This window comes from Paraburkholderia sp. Clong3, assembly GCF_050436485.1.
Classification (GTDB): domain Bacteria; phylum Pseudomonadota; class Gammaproteobacteria; order Burkholderiales; family Burkholderiaceae; genus Paraburkholderia; species Paraburkholderia tuberum.
Window position 1 is genome coordinate 3843667 of sequence record NZ_JBNDMH010000002.1, and the last position, 19611, is coordinate 3863277.

The 19611-nt window shown below is 63.9% G+C and carries 20 protein-coding genes; 10 read left to right on the forward strand and 10 right to left on the reverse strand.

Going from position 1 to position 19611, the window contains the following annotated elements:
- Nucleotides 1–217 precede the first annotated feature (217 nt).
- The 7 genes from OKW30_RS21925 (at nucleotide 218) to OKW30_RS21955 (ending at nucleotide 8275) form a co-directional block, all read left to right on the forward strand.
- Nucleotides 218–1195: an AraC family transcriptional regulator gene (locus tag OKW30_RS21925; protein ID WP_429293861.1), complete on the forward strand. Its 978-nt coding sequence runs from the start codon at nucleotides 218–220 to the stop codon at nucleotides 1193–1195.
- A gap of 111 nt (nucleotides 1196–1306) precedes the next feature.
- A complete protein-coding gene (locus OKW30_RS21930; RefSeq protein WP_184023041.1) occupies nucleotides 1307–2260 on the forward strand; it encodes a substrate-binding domain-containing protein in 954 nt (317 codons plus the stop codon).
- A 62-nt stretch (nucleotides 2261–2322) separates the two neighbouring features.
- Nucleotides 2323–3843 carry a sugar ABC transporter ATP-binding protein gene (locus tag OKW30_RS21935; RefSeq protein WP_429347545.1) on the forward strand — a complete coding sequence of 507 codons (1521 nt, stop codon included), beginning with the start codon at nucleotides 2323–2325 and terminating at the stop codon, nucleotides 3841–3843.
- Nucleotides 3830–4837 (forward strand): ABC transporter permease, encoded by a 1008-nt coding sequence (locus OKW30_RS21940; protein WP_429347546.1) that lies wholly within the window; start codon nucleotides 3830–3832, stop codon nucleotides 4835–4837. The genes OKW30_RS21935 and OKW30_RS21940 overlap by 14 nt, the downstream gene beginning before the upstream one ends.
- A 39-nt stretch (nucleotides 4838–4876) precedes the next feature.
- On the forward strand, nucleotides 4877–5965 hold the full coding sequence (locus OKW30_RS21945) for an alcohol dehydrogenase catalytic domain-containing protein (RefSeq protein WP_429347547.1): 1089 nt from the start codon (nucleotides 4877–4879) through the stop codon (nucleotides 5963–5965).
- A gap of 31 nt (nucleotides 5966–5996) precedes the next feature.
- On the forward strand, nucleotides 5997–7541 hold the full coding sequence (locus OKW30_RS21950; protein WP_429347548.1) for an FGGY-family carbohydrate kinase: 1545 nt from the start codon (nucleotides 5997–5999) through the stop codon (nucleotides 7539–7541).
- Nucleotides 7538–8275 (forward strand): SDR family oxidoreductase, encoded by a 738-nt coding sequence (locus tag OKW30_RS21955; protein WP_429347549.1) that lies wholly within the window; start codon nucleotides 7538–7540, stop codon nucleotides 8273–8275. The genes OKW30_RS21950 and OKW30_RS21955 overlap by 4 nt, the downstream gene beginning before the upstream one ends.
- A 91-nt stretch (nucleotides 8276–8366) precedes the next feature.
- Here the strand turns inward: OKW30_RS21955 and OKW30_RS21960 are convergent, their stop codons facing one another.
- The 4 genes from OKW30_RS21960 to kynB all read right to left on the reverse strand — a co-directional run bounded on the left by OKW30_RS21960 (nucleotide 8367) and on the right by kynB (nucleotide 11776).
- Nucleotides 8367–8825, reverse strand: a complete 459-nt coding sequence (locus OKW30_RS21960; protein ID WP_429347550.1) for a contact-dependent growth inhibition system immunity protein — start codon at nucleotides 8823–8825, stop codon at nucleotides 8367–8369.
- 72 nt (nucleotides 8826–8897) lie between these two features.
- Complete coding sequence (gene kynA / locus OKW30_RS21965) at nucleotides 8898–9824, reverse strand: tryptophan 2,3-dioxygenase (protein ID WP_184066424.1); 927 nt, start codon at nucleotides 9822–9824, stop codon at nucleotides 8898–8900.
- Between the two features lie 10 nt (nucleotides 9825–9834).
- Nucleotides 9835–11085, reverse strand: a complete 1251-nt coding sequence (gene kynU, locus OKW30_RS21970; RefSeq protein WP_429347551.1) for a kynureninase — start codon at nucleotides 11083–11085, stop codon at nucleotides 9835–9837.
- Nucleotides 11072–11776: an arylformamidase gene (kynB, locus tag OKW30_RS21975; protein WP_429347552.1), complete on the reverse strand. Its 705-nt coding sequence runs from the start codon at nucleotides 11774–11776 to the stop codon at nucleotides 11072–11074. Before kynB ends, kynU begins: the two co-directional genes overlap by 14 nt.
- A 130-nt stretch (nucleotides 11777–11906) precedes the next feature.
- Here kynB and OKW30_RS21980 point away from each other — a divergent pair, with 130 nt between their 5' ends.
- Nucleotides 11907–12422: an Lrp/AsnC family transcriptional regulator gene (locus OKW30_RS21980; protein ID WP_013090375.1), complete on the forward strand. Its 516-nt coding sequence runs from the start codon at nucleotides 11907–11909 to the stop codon at nucleotides 12420–12422.
- A 79-nt stretch (nucleotides 12423–12501) separates the two neighbouring features.
- Here the strand turns inward: OKW30_RS21980 and OKW30_RS21985 are convergent, their stop codons facing one another.
- On the reverse strand, nucleotides 12502–13011 hold the full coding sequence (locus OKW30_RS21985) for a flavin reductase family protein (RefSeq protein ID WP_429347553.1): 510 nt from the start codon (nucleotides 13009–13011) through the stop codon (nucleotides 12502–12504).
- Between the two features lie 51 nt (nucleotides 13012–13062).
- Complete coding sequence (locus tag OKW30_RS21990; protein WP_429347554.1) at nucleotides 13063–13311, reverse strand: hypothetical protein; 249 nt, start codon at nucleotides 13309–13311, stop codon at nucleotides 13063–13065.
- 199 nt (nucleotides 13312–13510) lie between these two features.
- Between OKW30_RS21990 and msrA the strand changes: the two genes are divergently transcribed.
- A complete protein-coding gene (msrA, locus tag OKW30_RS21995) occupies nucleotides 13511–14050 on the forward strand; it encodes a peptide-methionine (S)-S-oxide reductase MsrA (protein WP_429347555.1) in 540 nt (179 codons plus the stop codon).
- Between the two features lie 63 nt (nucleotides 14051–14113).
- Here msrA and OKW30_RS22000 read toward each other — a convergent pair whose 3' ends face one another.
- The 3 genes from OKW30_RS22000 to pdxH form a co-directional block, all read right to left on the reverse strand.
- On the reverse strand, nucleotides 14114–15451 hold the full coding sequence (locus OKW30_RS22000) for a DUF72 domain-containing protein (RefSeq protein ID WP_429347556.1): 1338 nt from the start codon (nucleotides 15449–15451) through the stop codon (nucleotides 14114–14116).
- A 96-nt stretch (nucleotides 15452–15547) separates the two neighbouring features.
- Nucleotides 15548–16762, reverse strand: coding sequence for an SAM-dependent methyltransferase (locus OKW30_RS22005; RefSeq protein ID WP_184066409.1), 1215 nt, complete (start codon nucleotides 16760–16762; stop codon nucleotides 15548–15550).
- A gap of 149 nt (nucleotides 16763–16911) precedes the next feature.
- Nucleotides 16912–17553 (reverse strand): pyridoxamine 5'-phosphate oxidase, encoded by a 642-nt coding sequence (pdxH, locus tag OKW30_RS22010; protein WP_090801646.1) that lies wholly within the window; start codon nucleotides 17551–17553, stop codon nucleotides 16912–16914.
- A 265-nt stretch (nucleotides 17554–17818) separates the two neighbouring features.
- On the opposite strand from pdxH, the gene tcdA reads away from it, so the two are divergent.
- Nucleotides 17819–18676 (forward strand): tRNA cyclic N6-threonylcarbamoyladenosine(37) synthase TcdA, encoded by an 858-nt coding sequence (tcdA, locus tag OKW30_RS22015; protein ID WP_184066406.1) that lies wholly within the window; start codon nucleotides 17819–17821, stop codon nucleotides 18674–18676.
- A 68-nt stretch (nucleotides 18677–18744) separates the two neighbouring features.
- On the opposite strand, the gene trxA is transcribed toward tcdA, so the two are convergent.
- On the reverse strand, nucleotides 18745–19593 hold the full coding sequence (gene trxA, locus OKW30_RS22020; RefSeq protein WP_184051515.1) for a thioredoxin: 849 nt from the start codon (nucleotides 19591–19593) through the stop codon (nucleotides 18745–18747).
- Nucleotides 19594–19611 lie beyond the last annotated feature (18 nt).

Sequence of the window (19611 nt, forward strand, 5' to 3'; positions counted from 1 at the left end):
GGCAGCGACGAGCGCCCGAGGCGAGAAAACGAGTCGCGCCTCTCATATTGCATTGCATCAAATTTGACCGTGCGCGCGTCGGGGCTAACCCGAATACAAAAAAGTATCGGTCCGCGGTTTCTTTTAAAGTGGTCGCCAACGCGTTTGGCGGTTACTTTTCGCTTTACAAGATCAAGATCGGCGGCGCCTCCCGCGCGCCGCTTCATGGAGGCAGACAGTGCAACCTGATCTCGAAATCGTGGCCGTACGCCACGACGAATCGTTCAAAGTGTGGTCGCATGGCTATCCGTATCGCACGGTGCGCTGGCACTTTCATCCCGAGTACGAAATCCATCTGATCGTCGCGACGACCGGCAAGATGTTCGTCGGCGATCACATCGGCAGCTTCGCGCCCGGCAACCTCGTGCTGATGGGGCCGAACCTGCCGCACAACTGGGTCAGCGACGTGCCCGAAGGCGAGAGCGTCGCGCAGCGCAATCTGGTCGTGCAATTCGGCCAGGAGTTCGTAGCGAACTGTCTCGAGAGTTTTCCGGAGTGGCGTCAGGTCGAGGCGCTGCTCGCCGATGCGCGTCGCGGCCTGTCGTTCGGTCTGGAGACATCCGCGCAGATCAAGCCGCTCTTTCTCGAACTGCTCGCGGCGCGCGGGCTGCGCCGGCTCGTGCTGTTCATGTCGATGCTCGAGATCCTGATCAACGCGCCGGATCGCGACACCCTCGCAAGTCCCGCTTATCAGGCCGATCCGACCAGCTTCGCGGCGACCCGCATCAATCACGTGCTCGCGTATATCGGCAAGAACCTCGCGAACGAGTTGCGCGAGTCGGAGCTTGCGCAACTCGCCGGCCAGAGCGTCAGCGCGTTTTCGCGATATTTCCGCCGCCATACCGGGCTGCCGTTCGTGCAGTACGTGAACCGCATGCGCATCAATCTCGCGTGCCAGTTGCTGACCGATGACGAACTGAGCGTGACCGACATCTGCTTCAAGGCGGGCTTCAACAACCTGTCGAATTTCAACCGGCAGTTTCTTGCGATGAAGGGCATGGCGCCGTCGACGTTTCGCCGTTATCAGCAACTGAACGATGCGAGCCGCGATGCTTCCGAGCAAGCGGCCGCGCATGGCAGGGGCATCGACAACGCGCCGGCGATCGTGCTCGCGCCGGGCTTGCCGCGTAGCGGCGTCGCGTACCCGGTCACGTAGTGCCCATCCGGTAGTACACAGCTTTATTCCACTCGCGTTTCAACACGCATCGATCGCGCTGTGCGCCCACAGCGCGAGGGGGCGTGCTCACTTCAAAAAATGGAGACAACCATGAAGCCGTCGACTCTTTCGCTCAACCCTTCGATGATGTTCGCGCGCCGTGTCGCCGCGCTCGCGTTCGGTTTGTCGCTAGTCGCTGTGTCGGCCGCGCAGACCGCGCAGGCCGCGCCGCTGAAGATCGGCATGACGTTTCAGGAACTGAACAACCCGTACTTCGTGACGATGCAGAAAGCGCTGAACGACGCGGCCGCGTCGACCGGCGCGACGGTCGTCGTCACCGACGCGCATCACGACGTCAGCAAGCAGGTCAGCGACGTCGAAGACATGCTGCAAAAGAAGATCGACATCCTGCTCGTCAATCCGACCGACTCGACCGGCATCCAGTCGGCGGTCACGTCGGCGAAGAAGGCGGGCGTCGTCGTGGTCGCGGTCGATGCGAACGCGAACGGTCCGGTCGATTCGTTCGTCGGCTCGAAGAACTACGACGCGGGCGTGATGGCGTGCGACTACCTCGCGAAGTCGATCGGCGGCAGCGGCGAAGTGGCGATTCTCGACGGCATTCCGGTCGTGCCGATTCTCGAACGCGTGCGCGGCTGCAAGGCGGCGCTCGCGAAGTCGCCGGGCGTGAAGCTCGTCGATACGCAGAACGGCAAGCAGGAACGCGCGACCGCGCTGTCCGTCACCGAGAACATGATCCAGGCGCATCCGAATCTGAAGGGCGTGTTCAGCGTGAACGACGGCGGCTCGATGGGCGCGCTGTCGGCGATCGAATCGTCGGGCAAGGACATCAAGCTGACGAGCGTCGACGGCGCACCGGAAGCAATCGCCGCGATCCAGAAGCCGAATTCGAAATTCGTCGAGACGTCCGCGCAATTCCCGGCCGACCAGGTGCGCATCGCGCTCGGCATCGCGCTCGCGAAGAAGTGGGGCGCCAATGTGCCGAAAGCGATTCCGGTCGACGTGAAGATGATCGACAAGAGCAACGCCAAGGGCTTCAGCTGGTAACGCAGGCGCAGGCTGCCGCGCGTGCGGATCATGCGCGGCGGCGCGCGGCACAGGAACATGCGATGGACACGATTCTGAAGCTCGACAACATCAGCAAGAGCTTTCCCGGCGTGAAGGCGCTGCAAGGCATTCACCTCGAGATCGCGCGCGGCGAGATTCACGCGCTGCTCGGCGAGAACGGCGCGGGCAAGTCGACGCTGATGAAGATTCTGTGCGGTATCTACCAGCCGGACGAAGGCACGATCACGCTCGACGGCGAGCAACGCCACTTCGCGAACTATCACGACGCGGTGGCCGCGGGCGTCGCTATCGTGTTTCAGGAGTTCAGCCTGATTCCGTATCTGAACGCGGTGGAGAACATGTTTCTCGGCCGTGAATTGCGCAATCGCTTCGGTCTGCTCGAACGCGGCAGCATGCGGCGCGCGGCGGCGCGGATTTTTGAGCGGCTTGGCGTAGCGATCGATCTGTCGGTGGCGATCCGGGAACTGTCAGTAGCGCAGCAGCAGTTCGTTGAAATCGGCAAGGCGTTGTCGCTCGATGCGCGCGTGCTGATTCTCGACGAACCGACCGCGACGCTGACGCCCGCCGAGGCCGCGCATCTGTTCACGATCATGCGCGAGCTGAAGCAGCAGGGCGTCGCGATGATCTTCATCTCGCACCACCTCGAAGAGATTTTCGAGGTGTGCGACCGCATTACGGTGCTGCGCGACGGCCAGTACGTCGGCACGACCGAGGTCGCGCAATCCGACGTGAGCCGGCTCGTGCAGATGATGGTGGGACGCCGCATCGAAAGCAGTTTTCCGCCGAAGCCGACGCCGCGCGCCGGCGCGAAGGTCGTGCTCGACGTCGCGCGCTTGCAGCTGTTCAAAGACAGCCCCGAGCTGAGCTTCACGCTGCGCGAGGGCGAGATTCTCGGCTTCGCGGGACTCGTCGGTTCGGGGCGCACCGAGACCGCGCTCGCGGTGATCGGCGCGGACCGTGCGTACGCGAAGGAAATTCGCGTCAACGGCGCGGCCGCGAAGCTCGCCGACCCGGCCGATGCGCTGCGCGCGGGGGTCGGCATTCTGCCCGAGAGCCGCAAGACCGAAGGGCTCATTACCGAGTTCTCGATCAAGCAGAACATCTCGATCAACAACCTCGGCAAGTACCGGTCGCTACGTTTCTTCATCGACCAACGTAGCGAAGCGCGCGCGACCGCCGACATCATGAAGCGCGTCGGCGTGAAGGCCCCAACGATGCACACCGAAGTCGCGACGCTGTCGGGCGGCAATCAGCAGAAGGTCGTGATCGCGCGCTGGCTCAATCACCACACCAACATCCTGATCTTCGACGAACCGACACGCGGCATCGACGTCGGCGCGAAGGCCGAAATCTATCTGCTGATGCGCGAACTGACCGCGCGCGGCTACTCGATCATCATGATCTCGTCCGAGTTGCCGGAGATCGTCGGCATGTGCGACCGCGTCGCCGTATTCCGGCAGGGCCGCATCGAAGCGCTGCTCGAAGGCGACGCGATCGAATCGAACGCCGTGATGACCTATGCGACCGCCGGTTCGCTCGGAGCCTCTCATGAACATGCCTAATCCTTTCTCTTCGCCGAAAACATCGAGTGTCAACAGCGACACGCCGGGCGCGCCGGTGCGCTTCACGTGGGCCGCGCTGAAACGCTCGACACTGTTCTATCCGTTCATCGGCCTGCTGGTCGTCTGCATCGTGATGGTGTTCGCGAGCGACAGCTTTCTGTCGGCCGCGAACATCGAGAACGTCCTGCGCCAGGTGTCGATCAACGCGATCATCGCGGTCGGCATGACCTGCGTGATCCTGACGGGCGGCATCGATCTGTCGGTCGGCTCGGTGATGGCGCTTTCGGGCACGCTGTCGGCCGGGCTGATGGTCGCCGGCATGAATGGGGTGGCCGCGCTTGCGGTCGGCCTTGCGGTCGGTCTCGGCTTCGGCGCGGTCAACGGCTTTTTCGTCGCGTTCGCCGGGATGCCGCCGATCATCGTCACACTCGCGACGATGGGTATCGCGCGCGGCCTCGCGCTGATCTACACGGGCGGCTACCCGATCGACGGTCTGCCCGACTGGGTCAGCTTCTTCGGCAGCGGCAAGATTCTCGGCGTCCAGGCACCGGTCGTGATCATGGCGGTGATCTATCTGATCGCGTGGGTGCTGCTCGAACGGATGCCGTTTGGCCGCTATGTGTATGCGATCGGCGGTAACGAGCAGGCGACGCGATTGTCCGGCGTGCGTGTGGCGCGCGTGAAGCTGATCGTCTACACGATCGCGGGTTTGACGTCCGCGTTCGCCGCGATCGTGCTGACCGCGCGCCTGATGAGCGGCCAGCCGAACGCGGGCGTCGGTTTCGAACTCGACGCGATCGCCGCCGTCGTGATGGGCGGCACGTCGATCTCCGGTGGACGCGGCTCGATCATCGGCACGCTGATCGGCGCGCTGTTACTCGGCGTCCTGAATAACGGCCTGAACATGGTCGGCGTGAATCCGTACGTGCAGAACGTGATCAAGGGCGGAATCATTCTGCTCGCAATCTATATCAGCCGCGACCGCAGAAAGTAACGCTGTCTTCCCCACATCCTCTTTTCGCAGGACCATGCAATGACGACTCAATCCGACCAGCAGAACATGACCGCCATCGTCTGTCATGCACCGAAAGACTATCGCGTCGAGCAGGTTCAGAAACCACGCGCGCGCGCGCAAGAACTCGTGATCCGCATCGCCGCGTGCGGTATCTGCGCGAGCGACTGCAAATGCCATTCGGGCGCGAAGATGTTCTGGGGCGGCCCGAGCCCGTGGGTCAAGGCGCCGGTGATTCCGGGCCACGAGTTCTTCGGCTATGTCGAGGAACTGGGCGAAGGCGCGGCCGAGCATTTCGGCGTGCAGAAGGGCGAGCGCGTGATCGCCGAGCAGATCGTACCGTGCGGCAAGTGCCGCTACTGCAAGTCCGGTCAGTACTGGATGTGCGAAGTGCACAACATCTTCGGCTTTCAGCGCGAGGTGGCGGACGGCGGCATGGCCGAGTACATGCGCATTCCGCCGACCGCGATCGTCCACAAGATTCCCGACGGCATCTCGCTCGAAGACGCCGCGATCATCGAGCCGCTCGCGTGTGCGATTCACACGGTCAATCGCGGCGATCTGCAACTCGACGACGTGGTCGTGATCGCGGGCGCGGGGCCGCTCGGTCTGATGATGACGCAGGTCGCGCATCTGAAGACGCCGAAGCAGCTCGTCGTGATCGATCTGGTCGAAGAACGGCTCGCACTCGCGCGCGAATATGGCGCGGACGTGACGATCAATCCTCGGAAGGACGACGCGCTCGCGATCATCCATTCACTGACGGACGGCTACGGCTGCGACGTCTATATCGAAACGACGGGTGTGCCGATTGGGGTGAATCAGGGGATGGACCTGATCCGCAAGCTCGGGCGCTTCGTCGAATTCTCGGTGTTCGGCGCGGATACGACGCTCGACTGGTCGGTGATCGGCGATCGCAAGGAACTCGACGTGCGCGGCGCGCATCTTGGGCCCTATTGCTATCCGATCGCAATCGATCTGCTCGCGCGCGGACTCGTTACGTCGAAGGGCATCGTCACGCACGGCTTTTCGTTGGAAGAATGGGACGAAGCGATCAGGATCGCGAACTCGCTCGATTCGATCAAAGTGCTGATGAAGCCGCGCGCGTGAATCTGGGGCGCGGCGTTTCAACGGAGACTCTATGAACTACGTCATCGGCGTCGATATCGGCACGCAGAGCACGAAGGCGCTGCTGGTCGACGAGCACGGCGCGATCGTCGCGCAGCATGCGTCGAGCTATCAGCCCGATACGCCGAAGCCATTGTGGGCCGAGCAGTGGCCCGCGGTGTGGCTGAAGGCCGTGGTCGAATGCGTGGCCGCGTGCGTCGGCGAGGCGAAGGCGGCCGGCATCGCGCCGGGCGCGATCAAGGCGCTGTGCGTGAGTAGCCTGTACGGCGGCTCGGGCATTGCGGTCGACAACGACATGCGGCCGCTCGCGCCCTGCCTGATCTGGATGGACCGGCGCGCGACCGCGCAGGTCGACTGGGTGCGCGAGAACGTCGATCTCGAACGGCTCTATACGATCACCGGCAACGGGGTGGACAGCTACTACGGTTATACGAAGATGCTGTGGCTGCGCGAGAACGAGCCGGACGTGTGGGCGCATACGCGCTATTTTTTGCCGCCGAACGCATACGTGATCTACATGCTGACCGGCGAGGTCGCCGTCGATCACAGCTCGGCCGGCAATATCGGCGGCGTCTACGATATCGCGCGGCGCGACTGGTCGGACGAAGCGCTCGACATGCTCGGCATTCCCGCGACGATGATGCCGGAGCGGCTGGTCGAATCGTCGGAGGTGGTGGGCGGGCTGTTGTCGCAATGGACCGCGCAGCTCGGGCTCGACGCGGGCACGGCGATCGTCGCGGGTGGCGTCGATGCCGCGACGGCGACGTTCGCGGCCGGCGTCACGCGCGCGGGGCAGCACGTCGCGATGATCGGCACCAGCATGTGCTGGGGTTACCTCAATCAGCGTGTCGACGCACGGCACGGTTTGATCAGCATGCCGCACGTTTTCAACGGGCAGCACGACATCTACGTGTTCGGCGGCGCGATTACCGCGGGCGCGTCGGTCACCTGGTATCGCGAGCAGTTCTGTCATGCGGAGATCGAGGCCGCGCGCGCGACACCGCATGGCGATCCGCATCGGCTGCTCGAAGAGAGCGCCGCGCAAGTGCCGGCCGGCGCCGACGGCGTGCTGTTCCTGCCGTATCTGATGGGCGAGCGCAGCCCGGTGTGGGATGCGAAAGCGAGCGGCGCGTTCGTCGGGCTGTCGCTGTTTCATACGCGCGCGCATCTGTATCGCGCGGTGCTCGAAGGCGTGTCGTTCGCGCTGAAGCACAACATCGAGGCGGGGCGCAAAGGCGCGCAATCGCTCGACGACAAGCTGATCGTGGTCGGCGGCGCCGCGCATTCGGACCTGTGGATGCAGATCATCGCCGACGTCACCGGCTATCCGGTCTACACGATCGAGCAGGACGTCGAAGCCGCGATGGGCGCCGCGCTGCTCGCCGCGCTCGGCGTCGGCCTCGTGTCGCGCGAAGCGGCGCAAGGCGGCTGGGTCACGCTGATCGAGCGCGCGCAGCCCGACGCACGGCGCATGGCGCTATACAAAGAGCGCTTCGGCGTGTACACGGACCTCTATCCGGCGTTGAAGCCGGTCATGCATCGCTTGCAATCATCATGAACGCTACTTTCGATTTTTCCGGCCGCTCGATTCTGGTGACGGGCGCGTCCAGCGGCATCGGCCGCGCGACGGTCGAGGCGCTGTGCGCGAGCGGCGCGTCGGTCGTCGCGGCCGCGCGCAACGTGAACGAGCTCGCGCGGCTCGCCGAGGGAACCGGCTGCGAGCCGTTGAGGCTCGACATCAGCGACGAAGCCGCGATCGACGAAGCAATGGCCTCGCTCGAACCGTTCGACGGTCTGGTGAATTGCGCGGGCATCGCGTTGCTCGAACGCGCGGTGGAAACGACGGCCGCAAGCTTCGATCGCGTGATGGCGGTGAATGCGCGCGGGGCGGTGCTGGTCGCGAAGCACGTCGCGCGTGGCATGCTCGACGCGGGGCGCGCGGGCAGCATCGTCAACGTGTCGAGCCAGGCCGCGCTCGTCGCCCTCGACGATCATCTGAGCTATTCGGCGTCGAAGGCCGCGCTCGATGCAGTCACGCGCGCGTTGTGCATCGAGCTGGGGCCGCACGGAATTCGCGTGAACAGCGTGAACCCGACGGTCACGCTGACGCCGATGGCGGTGCTGGCGTGGAGCGATCCTGTCAAACGCGATCCCGCTTTGCAGGCGATTCCGCTCAGGCGCTTTGCCGAATCGGCGGAAGTCGCCGCGCCGATTCTGTTTCTGTTGAGCGACGCGGCGTCGATGATTAGCGGGGTATGTTTGCCGATCGATGGTGGTTATACCGCGCGCTAGCGGGTGTCAGGCACTGTCGGTTGCCCGGTAAATGGAAGTACACGCAAGCCTACCGGACGGTGTGGGGCCGTCCTGTGGGAGGAAGTGCGGGCTACTCACTCAGAAGAAGACGCTTAAGTTTGTCGAGAAAAGCCTCAGTGGTCTGCTCCCACACGGTCGGATCGCACTGGTAGCCAAAATTTTCCTCAAATGCTGCGTCAAGGTTCCCCGCATGATCGCTCTTGAATCGGTCTATCTCGGCCACCGTCGCGTTAATCTCTTCCGGTGTGCATTCGCATGTAAAAGACAAAACCAATTCCTCAATTGGGTTTCCGAACAAGTCGAAATCTTCATGGAAGCGGCCACCAAGCAATTGATACAAATTTTCGTATCTCAGATTGATCGACTGGCCGGATAGCACAGCCGCGAGTTGCTGAGCACTCAGTACAACCTTCAGTCCTTCGTCGTCATCGGCACCGGGTATATCGAAACCCTCTGATGTTTTTATGGGGTTCCGATGCTGCCATGCTGACCATCTCTCAAGATTCGGATAACTCCGAACTTGCGTCATAGTGTTGGCTTGCTCTTTGTTCTCCGCCAGGATGCCAGGTTTGCCCGGGAAGTGCCTTACACGCGCTAACCGCTACAGCATCGTCCGCACGTGCCACAGCTCGGGAAACAGCACCACGTCGAGCATCTTGCGCAGATACTGCGCGCCGCTCGTGCCGCCGGTGCCCTGCTTGAAGCCGATGATGCGCTCGACCGTCGTCACGTGGCGGAAGCGCCACTGGCGGAACGCATCCTCCAGATCGACGAGTTCCTCGGCCATCTCGTACAGATCCCAATGCTCGGACGGATTGCGATACACCTCGAGCCACGCCGCTTCGACCGATGCGTCATGTTCGGTCGGCTTCGTCCAGTCGCGTTCGAGCCGCGCGGGCGAAATCCTGAAGCCGCGGCGCGCGAGCAGCCTCACCACTTCGTCGTAGAACGACGGCGCTTCGAGTGATGCCTTCACTTGCGCGTACACGTCGGCGCGATGCTCGTGCGGCTTCAGCATCTGCTCGTTCTTGTTACCGAGCAGGAATTCGATCTGCCGGTACTGATACGACTGAAAGCCCGACGAACTGCCGAGGTACGGCCGCATCGCCGTGTATTCGGACGGCGTCATCGTCGCGAGCACGCTCCACGCCTGCACCAGCTGCTCCATGATTCGCGACACGCGCGCAAGCATCTTGAACGCGGGCGGCAGGTCGTCGCGATGCACGGCCGCGAGCGCCGCGCGCAGTTCGTACAGCGCGAGCTTCATCCATAGCTCGCTCGTCTGATGCTGGATGATGAACAGCATCTCGTTGTGATCCGGCGACAACGGATGCTGCGCGTCCAGCACCGTGCCGAGCGACAGATAATCGCCGTAGCTCATCGACTCCGAGAAGTCGAGCTGCGCGTCGTGCCAGCCGCTGTCGGCCGCGCTCGCGGACGGCGCCGACGCCGTCCGTCCGTGCCCGAACGGGCAGCCTTGTGCCGCCGGTTCTTCTGGCAAGCCCGGCGTGTGCATGTGATCGGTCATTCTGTCGTCCTCAGGTAACGGCGCCGCGCTGGGCGAATTCAGGGGCCCGCCAGGCCTCGCGGGTGAGCACGTCGCGCAAGATTTCGACGGCGTCCCATACGTCAACGAAGCGCGTGTACAGCGGCGTGAAGCCGAAGCGCAGCACGTGCGGCTCGCGATAGTCGCCGATCACGCCGTGCGAGATCAGCGCCTGCATCACCTCGTAGCCGTGCGGATGTTCGAAGCTCGCGTGCGAGCCGCGCTTCGCATGCTCACGCGGCGTCACGAGCTTCAGTGGAAATTCGCTGCAACGTGTCTCGACGAGTTCGATGAACAGATCGGTCAGCGCGAGCGACTTCTGGCGGACCGCCTGCATAGACGTTTGCAGGAACACGTCGAGCCCGCATTCGACGAGCGCCATCGACACCATCGGCTGCGTGCCGCACAGGTAGCGGCCCACGCCGTTGTCGGGCTGATACGTCGGGTTCATCTCGAACGGCGCGCGATGCCCCCACCAGCCCGACAGCGGCTGCGCAAACTCGTTCTGGTGACGTCTGGGCACCCACACGAACGCGGGCGAACCGGGACCGCCGTTCAGATACTTGTACGTGCAGCCGACCGCGTAGTCGGCACCGACGCCGTTCAGATCGACCGGCACCGCGCCCGCCGAATGCGCGAGATCCCACAGCGCGAGCGCGCCCCTGTCGTGAATCAGCTTCGTCAGCGCGGCCATGTCGTGCATGTAGCCGGTGCGGTAGTTCACGTGCGTGATCATCGCGATCGCGGTGTCCTCGCCGATCGCGTCGGGCAGTTCGGACGGATCGTCGACGAGGCGCAGCTCGTAGCCGCGATCGAGCTGCTCGATCAGGCCCTGCGCGATATACAGATCGCTCGGGAAGTTCGAGCGCTCGGACACGATCACGCGACGCTTCGGATCGCGCGCATTGGCGAGCCGCACGGCGGCCGACAGCAGCTTGAACAGGTTGATCGAGATCGTGTCGGTAATCACGACTTCGTCTTCGGCCGCGCCGATCAGCGGCGCGAGCTTGTTGCCGAGTCGGCGCGGCAGCGCGAACCAGCCGGCATTGTTCCAGCTGCGGATCAGTCCTTCGCCCCATTCGGCGGCGATCACGGTCTGCGCGCGCTGCGCGGCGGCGGCCGGCGGCACGCCGAGCGAGTTGCCGTCGAGATAGATGGTCGTCGGCGACAGCGCGAACTGGTCACGCAGCGCTGCGAGCGGTTCGGCGCTGTCGAGCGCCACGGCTTCATCACGATGGTTCATGGTGGTTCGATGGGTTGGGTTGTCGGGTTGATCGCTCGCCGGGGAGCATGGCTGAGCGCGAGCCGGGCAGTGCACGCAGCACCGCGCGCACCGGGCTCGCGTCGAGCGTGGTCAGCTTCAGCGGCAGCGCGATCAGCTCGTAGTCGCCGGGTTCGACCGCGTCGAGCACGATGCCCTCGAGAATCGCCATCCGGTGCGCGCGAATGCGGTGATGCGCATCCATCGTCTTCGATTCCTGCGGATCGAGCGACGGCGTATCGATGCCGAGCAGCGTCACGCCGCGCGCGGCGAGCAGGTCGACGGTCTCGGGCGCGACCGCGCAGAACGCACTATCCCACTCGCGCGTCGGCGCTTTTCTGTAAGTGCGCAGTAAGACTCGCGGCGGCAAATCGTCGAGCGAGCCGGCCAGATGTTGTGGCGTCACAACAGGCGACGCGCCGATACAGTCAATCACTCTGCATAAACCGAGATATGCATCGAGCGGCACATTGCCGATCGCGGCGCCGTCGGCGTCGTAGTGCAGCGGCGCATCGGTATGCGCGCCGGTGTGCGGCGAGATCGTCAGACGCGCGACATTGACCGGCGAGCCAGCCTCCATGCGCCAGACGCGCTCGATGCCGACCGGCGTGTCGCCCGGCCAGACGGGCGTGGCGGTATCGACGGCGGGGGTGATGTCCCAGAGTGCTCGCATGACGGTGTCGACGGTTGGTGACTATCTCTAAATCATAGAGGTCAAGCTGTGAAATGTGATTGCGAAATAATCTCCTTAGCAGCCGTGTCTTGGAACATAATTTGAGTCAAACGGGAAAGGGAGACCGAATATGAACGCGATCTCGCTCGACGCCACCGATTGCCGTATCTTGACGGTGCTTCAGCAGGAAGGACGGATCAGCAATCTCGACCTGGCGGAGCGCATCTCGCTCTCGCCATCGGCCTGTCTGCGACGCCTGCGTCTGCTGGAAGAGCAGGGCGTCATCGAACACTACCGAGCGTGCCTGAACCGCGAAGTTTTGGGGTTCGAGCTGGAAGCGTTCGTGCAGGTATCGATGCGCAACGACCAGCAGAACTGGCACGAGCGCTTTGCCGAAGCGCTGCGCGACTGGCCAGAAGTGGTCGGCGCTTTCGTCGTGACCGGCGAAACCCACTATCTGCTGCGCGTGCTCGCGCACAACCTCAAGCACTATTCGGACTTCGTGCTCAATCGCCTGTACAAGGCGCCGGGGGTGATGGACATCCGCTCGAACATCGTGCTCGAAACGCTGAAGGAAGATTCGGGCGTGCCGGTGTCGCTCGTGAAGAAGAACAGCGGGCACGGAGCCACGCATAGCGACCGTTGAGGATGATGAGGGCGGGGCGCGCCGTTTTCGACGCGTCCGACCGACCGGCGATACATACGCCAGGGAAGCGCCGCGCCGCTCAAAGCGGCTTCAGGCCGTGGAACTGCGCGCTCTGGAACACGAGCGGCAGCATGTCCGCGGCATTTTCATGCACACCGCAGCGCTCCACTTCGCCGACGAAAATCACGTGGTCGCCTTCCTCGTAGCGGCTGCGGTTATGGCATTCGAACCACGCGAGTGCGCCGTCGAGCACCGGCATGCCGCTGTCGCCCGCCGCGTGCGACACGCCCTCGAAGCGGTCGCCCTTCACGGTCGCGAAGCGCTTGCACAGATCGAGCTGCGTCGAGGCCAACACATTGATCACGTAGTGACTGTTGGCGCGGAACACCGGCATCGACGCGGAGCGCGTCGCGAGACTCCACAGCACGAGCGGCGGAGAAAGCGACACCGAGTTGAACGAACTGGCCGTGATGCCGATCAGTTGGCCGGACGCGGCGCGCGTCGTAATCACGGTGACGCCGGTCGCGAACTGGCTGAGCGCCTGTTTGAACGAGGACGGGTCGAAGTTGGGTGGGCTCGCGCGCTTCATCGGGGCGAGGCCCCCGTCGCGCGCCGTGTGAAAGAACGACTGCAGCGCGAATCAAGGCGCGAATTGAAGCGTATACCCGCGCGGCGGGAAGCGGATGTTTCGAAAGTCATGATGAAAATCGTTGATTTCCGCCAATTTTAACTGCAATCGCCGCGCGCGCCGCAGCACGATGCGTGCGGCGCGTGGCAGCCGGGCGGTTGCATCGACGATCTCCTCGAAAGGCTGCACCCGAAAATTTGCCGATCGTGCTGGATCGAGGCGCGGGCGCGGCGCTTGCGTGTGTGAGGCACGGTTATTCACCCGTCGCGTGCCGGCGTTTCTATACTCGATATCTGCACGGCCGGATTTGCGGTCATTGCGCGACGGGTGCCTGACTCGTGCCTGACTGCGCCTTTCGGAACGCGTTTTCGGCCATATATTCGGATGCGGTGGCAGATACGGCGGCGCTACGCAGGCCGGCTGCCGATCATGGTGTGAATCTGATCCTGGGGTGAAGCTTATGAACGAGACAGCAACGCTCGGCGGTGGATGTTTCTGGTGCCTCGAAGCGGTGTATCTGGGCGTCGAGGGCGTCAATGCGGTGGAGTCGGGTTATGCGGGCGGTCACACGCGCCATCCGAGCTACGAGCAGGTCTGCGACGGCGACACCGGTCACGCGGAAGTGGTCAAGGTCGACTTCGATCCGGCCAAGATCAGCTATCGCGAGATTCTCGACATCTTTTTCGCGATCCACGATCCGACCCAGCTGAACCGGCAGGGCAACGACGTCGGCACGCAATATCGCTCGGTGATCTTCACGCATTCCGACGCGCAACACGAAACCGCGCTGCAGGCGATTCGCGAGATCGGCGAACAGCGCATCTACGACGGCAAGCTCGTGACCGAGGTGCTGCCGCTCGGCGACAACTACTGGCCCGCCGAGGCTTATCACCAGAACTATTTCGCGCAGCATCCGAATCAGGGCTACTGCTCGTTCGTGGTAGCGCCGAAAGTCGCGAAATTCCGCCAGAAGTTCGCGCATCGGATCAAGGCGGGTTAGCGGCGCAGCGCGGGGATTGGAGTCGGCAACGGGCGGATGCGTAAGACCGCCCGCTGCTGTTCGTCACTGCGGTTCCTGTGCTCGCGATGGCACCTCGTCGCCGTTATCGCCGCGTCCCTGCGTGACACGCACGCAGGCTTCGACGATTTCTTCGGCCAGTTTCACGCAGCTGAGCGGCGCCGATCCCTCCGCCTTGTTGTTGACCGCGATCACAACCGGCTGACCAGCGAGCGCGTAACGCGCGGCCAGTTCGGCGAGCGACGCGCGCGTCGCCGGATCTTCGTCGACGAGCCGGTTGAACGGCTCGTACTTCGCCTTCGCCTGTTCGTACTTGAAACCGCCGTGCAGGCTCCAGCGCACGATCAGCGGACCGGCCGGCTCGCCATCGAGCAGCGCGAGCGCCGCGGCCTGGCGCAGCGGATCGGGCATCCGCGCATGAATGCCGACGCAGTAGCGCACGCCAGCCGTCTTCAGCATGCGGATGAAGCGCGGCGTGAGCAGGCTCGCGTCGCGAATCTCGACCGCGTAGCAACTGCCGTCGGGCAGCCCGGGCAGCGCGTCGAAAAACTCTCCCAGTCGTTCGATGAATACCGCCGGCTGCGCGAGCATCTGATCCGGCAGCGGCGAGAACTGGAACACCAGCGCGCCGGCCTTTGCGCCGAGGCCTTCGAGGCAGGGCGTGACGAAATCGTCGATCGCCATCCGCGCGTTCAGGAAGCACGGGTTCAGCGATACCGGCTCGCCGCGCTCGGCGCGCACGGTGGCGTCGGTGATCGTCATCGGCGCCTTGACGATGAAGCGGAAGTGCTCGGGCACCTGCTGCGCGTAGCGCAGGTATTCGGTGACCGTCAACGCCTGGTAGAACGAGCGGTCGATGCTGACCGTCTTCAGCAGCGGATGTGCGCCGTACGCACTCAAGCCCTCGCGCGACAGTTTGCTGTTGCTGTAGTCATCGCCGTAGACGATGCCTGTCCAACCCGGGAACGACCATGTCGACGTGCCGAGGTGGATCTGCGGCGGCAATTGCGCCGCGAGCGCGAGCAGCTCCGGCGACGGCGGTGCAGCGAGCACGGCGCGGCTGCGGCGCTTTTTCGGGGCGTCGGCGGAGGCCGGGGCGGAGTCTGGTTCAGGAGCGGGGCTGTCGGGCGGGGTGTCGGCTTCGAACAGCGACGCGGGGGCGTTGGATATTGCGGTCTTCGGCGTGCGCTTGTGCTCTGGCTGCGCGGCAGCGCTTGCGGCCGAATCGGCTTCACGTGCGGACATGGCCGGCGCTTCTGCCGCGGCCTCCACCGGCATCCCGAACAGATCGAACTGCTGCGTGGCCTGATGCGCCGCATCGTCCGCGCGGCCGTCCTTGCCGTTCAACGGCTCTTCAACGTCACTCGTCCTGCTCTGGTCCATCAATGTCCGGCCTGCTGTTCATCAGAATTGCGCCGCGGCGCGCGCTTCATGCACGCCGCCGCGGCGCGACCGGTCACAAACCGGGTCACAGCCGGGTCACAGCGGTTTTTCGTACATGTAGCGGCGCGACCACGGCAGGGTTTTCGCGCTGCGGCCGGCTTTGCGGCACACCACCTGGAAAATCGACACGTCGTCGTTTTCGAACGCATACGCGCAGCCGGCCAGATACACGCGCCAGATGCGGAATTTTTCGTCGTCGACGAGCTTGCGCGCCTGGTCTGCGTGGGCCTCGAAATTTTCCGCCCAGATGTCGAGCGTGTGCGCATAGTGACGGCGCAGGCTTTCGACGTCAACCGGTTCGAGCCCGCCGCGCTGCATCGCTTCGAGCGCGAGGCCGATGTGCGGCAGCTCGCCGTCCGGGAACACGAAGCGGTCGATGAACTCACCGCCGCCGAGCGCGGTTTCGCCGCTATCGGCGTCGCTCGACGTGATGCCGTGGTTCATCGCGATGCCGTCGTCGGCGAGCAGATCGTGCATCTTCTGGAAATAGCCGGGCAGGTTCTTGCGGCCGACGTGCTCGAACATGCCGACGCTCGTGATGCGGTCGAACTGCCCCTTGATGTCGCGATAGTCCTGCAGGCGGATATCGATCTGGTTTTCGAGGCCCGCCGCTTTCACGCGCGCGGTGGCGAGATCGAACTGGTTCTGCGACAGCGTGACGCCGACGCACTTCGCGCCGAACTTCTGCGCGGCGCGCAGCACGAGCGCGCCCCAGCCGCAGCCGATGTCGAGCAGACGCTGCCCGGGCTGCAGCTGGATTTTGGTCAGAATGTGATCGATTTTCTTCAGCTGCGCGGTCGCGAGGTCTTCGGTGCCGGTCTCGAAGTACGCGCACGAGTAGACCATGTTCTCGTCGAGCCACAACTTGTAGAACTCGTTCGACACGTCGTAGTGATACTGGATCGCTTTCTTATCCGACGTCTTCGAGTGATTGAAGTAGCGCCGCACGCGCGCGAGCTTGCCGGCGCTCGTCACGGTGCTGCGCGCGAGCTGATAGCCGATATTGATGATGTCCGACAGCTTGCCCTCGATGTCGATCTTGCCTTTGACATAGGCTTCGCCAAGATTGTCGAGGCTCGGTTCGAGCAGATAGGGCAGCGCGGTTGCGCTCTTCACGTGTAGCGTGACCCGGGGCGCGGCGAACTGCCCGAAGTCGTGTTGCTGACCGTCCCACAGCACGAGGCGTGCGGGCAGGTTAGCTGTGGTTTTGACATCTTCAACCCACTGCGCCAGCTTTTTCTCCCAGAACATGTGATCTCTCCGTGTTCGTTGATTTAAAGCAAAGCTATGTGGATCGCGACACGGCGCGGCGCATTCCGCGGGCCGCGCAACGCAATCCCGCCGACGCGCGCCGCTACGTTGGCGCCGCCGCCGGCCTCATTCGTCCGGTTATCGACCGGTCAGGGCGACAGGCGTGCGATCAGCCAGTTGGCGCTTTCTTCCGCGCGCGTGTAAAGCAGACGATCGTGCAGCCGAGACGGCCGCCCCTGCCAGAATTCGATCGCGTCGGGCACCAGACGGTAGCCACCCCAGTGCGGCGGACGCGGAGGATTTTCGCCGTATTGCAGGCTGATTTCGCGTTCGCGTACTTCGAGCTGCGAACGGCTTTCAATCACCTGACTCTGATTCGATGCCCATGCGCCGATCCGCGAGCCGAGCGGACGAGACGCGAAATACGCGTCACTGTCTGCCTCGCTCGTTTTGACGACGCGGCCCTCGATGCGCACCTGGCGTTCGAGTTCGATCCAGTGAAACAGCAGGCTCGCGTAGGGGTTCACGTTCAGTTCGCGGCCCTTGCGGCTTTCATAGTTGGTGAAGAATACGAAACCGCGCTCGTCGACGCCCTTGATGAGCACGATGCGTGCCGAAGGCCGGCCGCGCGCGTCGACCGTGGCCAGCGTCATTGCATTCGGCTCGGGCAGCTTGGCGTCGATGGCCTGCTGGAACCACGTGTCGAATTGACGGAACGGATCGTGGTTGACGTCGGCAACGTCCAGTGAGCCCAGCGAGTAGTTTTTTCGAAGCTCGGCGAGTGAGATCATGTTCTTATGCGAACGCTACAGTGTGGGCCAAGTATAGCTAAGGCGTCAGGTTTGTGCGCGCGAGCGGAGCAACGTATGGCGCGGCGCATGTTGCGCCAGCGCAAGCCTGCAACATCGCGTCGCTGCTCGTGGTCCTGCGCGGCTGTTTCACGTGTTCAGGCAAAATACGGGCTGCGCGCCCCATTTGCCAAAGCAATTTGCCCAGGCGATTTGCCAAAGCGCCGCCGCTTGCTTTGTTCCGCCTGTGTTTTCGAGCCCTGCCATCATGTCCAGCACCACCGCGCAATCCGATCTTACTACCAGCCTCGACGCGAACGAAACCGCCGACCGCGCGCGCCGTTTCGGCGGCATCGCCCGTCTGTATGGCGCGCCCGCGCTCGCCGCATTCGAGGGTGCGCACGTCGCGGTGATCGGCATCGGCGGGGTGGGGTCGTGGGTCGCGGAGGCGCTTGCGCGCAGCGCGCTCGGCACGCTGACGCTGATCGATCTCGACAACGTCGCGGAAAGCAACACGAACCGGCAGATTCACGCGCTCGACGGCAACTACGGAAAACCGAAGGTCGAAGCGATGGCCGAACGCATCGCGGCAATCAATCCGTACTGCGAGGTGCGGCTGATCGAGGACTTCGTCGAGCCGGACAATTTCGCGGCCACGCTCGGCGGCGGCTTCGACTATGTGATCGACGCGATCGACAGCGTGCGCACGAAGACCGCGCTGATCGCATGGTGCGTCGAGCGCAAGCAGCCGCTGATCACGGTCGGCGGCGCGGGCGGTCAGCTCGACCCGACGCGGATCCGCATCGACGATCTCGCGCTGACGATCCAGGACCCGCTGCTGTCGAAGGTGCGCGGGCAGTTGCGCAAGCAGCATGGCTTTCCGCGCGGGCCGAAGGCGAAGTTCAAGGTGAACGCCGTGTATTCCGACGAGCCGCTGATCTATCCGGAAGCGGCCGTCTGCGATATCGATGAAGAAGCCGAGCACGTGAGCACGTCGCCGGGGCATACGGGGCCGGTCGGCTTGAACTGCGCGGGGTTTGGCTCCAGCGTGTGCGTGACCGCGAGCTTTGGTTTTGCGGCCGCGGCGTACGTGTTGCGGGAGCTGGCGAAGAAGGCGACGGTTTAGGTGGCAGCCCGGGCGGCGGTTTCAACCGCGCTGACCCGGGCTGCCATCGGGCAAAACATCACAATCGATCAATACAACGACGCGCTCAGCCTGCGCCGCCACTGCGACACCAGCTCCGGCTGATGCGCGGCCAGATCGAACACCGACAACATCGTCTTGCGGCCGATATCGTCGCGGAACGCGCGGTCGCGTTGCACGATCGCGAGCAGATGTTCGAGCGCCTGCGCGTATTTGCGTCGCGCGATAAACGCATTCGCAAGATCGAAGCGTGCTTCGAGATCGTCGGGGTTGCCGGCGACACGCGCTTCGAGCGCATCGGTGGGCGGCAGGTCCGCGGCGGCGTCCACCGCGTCGAGCCGCGTCTTGATCGCGTTGAAACGCGCGTCGATGCCTTGCGTGGTTTTCGGCGACAGCAGATCGACTTCGTTGCGCGCCTCATCGATGCGGTTGTCTTCGAGCAGTAACTCGATGCGGTCCATGCGCGCGTCGTCGAAGCCCGGGTCGTAAGCGAGCGCCGCTTGCAGCAGGTCGTAGGCGTCGTCGCGGCGGCCTTCGGCGAGCGCGGTCTGCGCTTCGATGCGCGCGGCCGGCGCCCCTTGCGGCACGAGCCGGTCGAGGAACTCGCGCAGCTGCCCTTCCGTCAGCACGCCGACGAACTGATCGACGGCCTGGCCGTCGGCGAACGCGATCACGTGCGGAATGCTGCGCACCTGGAAGTGCGCGGCCAGCTCGTGGTTCTCGTCCACGTTGACCTTCACGAGCTTCCATTTGCCGGCGGCTTCGGCTTCGAGCTTTTCGAGCATCGGGCCGAGACTCTTGCAGGGGCCGCACCACGGCGCCCAGAAATCGACCAGCACGGGGGCCAGCATCGACGCCTTGATGACGTCCTGTTCGAAAGTGGCCAGAGTGGTGTCCATTGCGTCCTCGTCGATAGA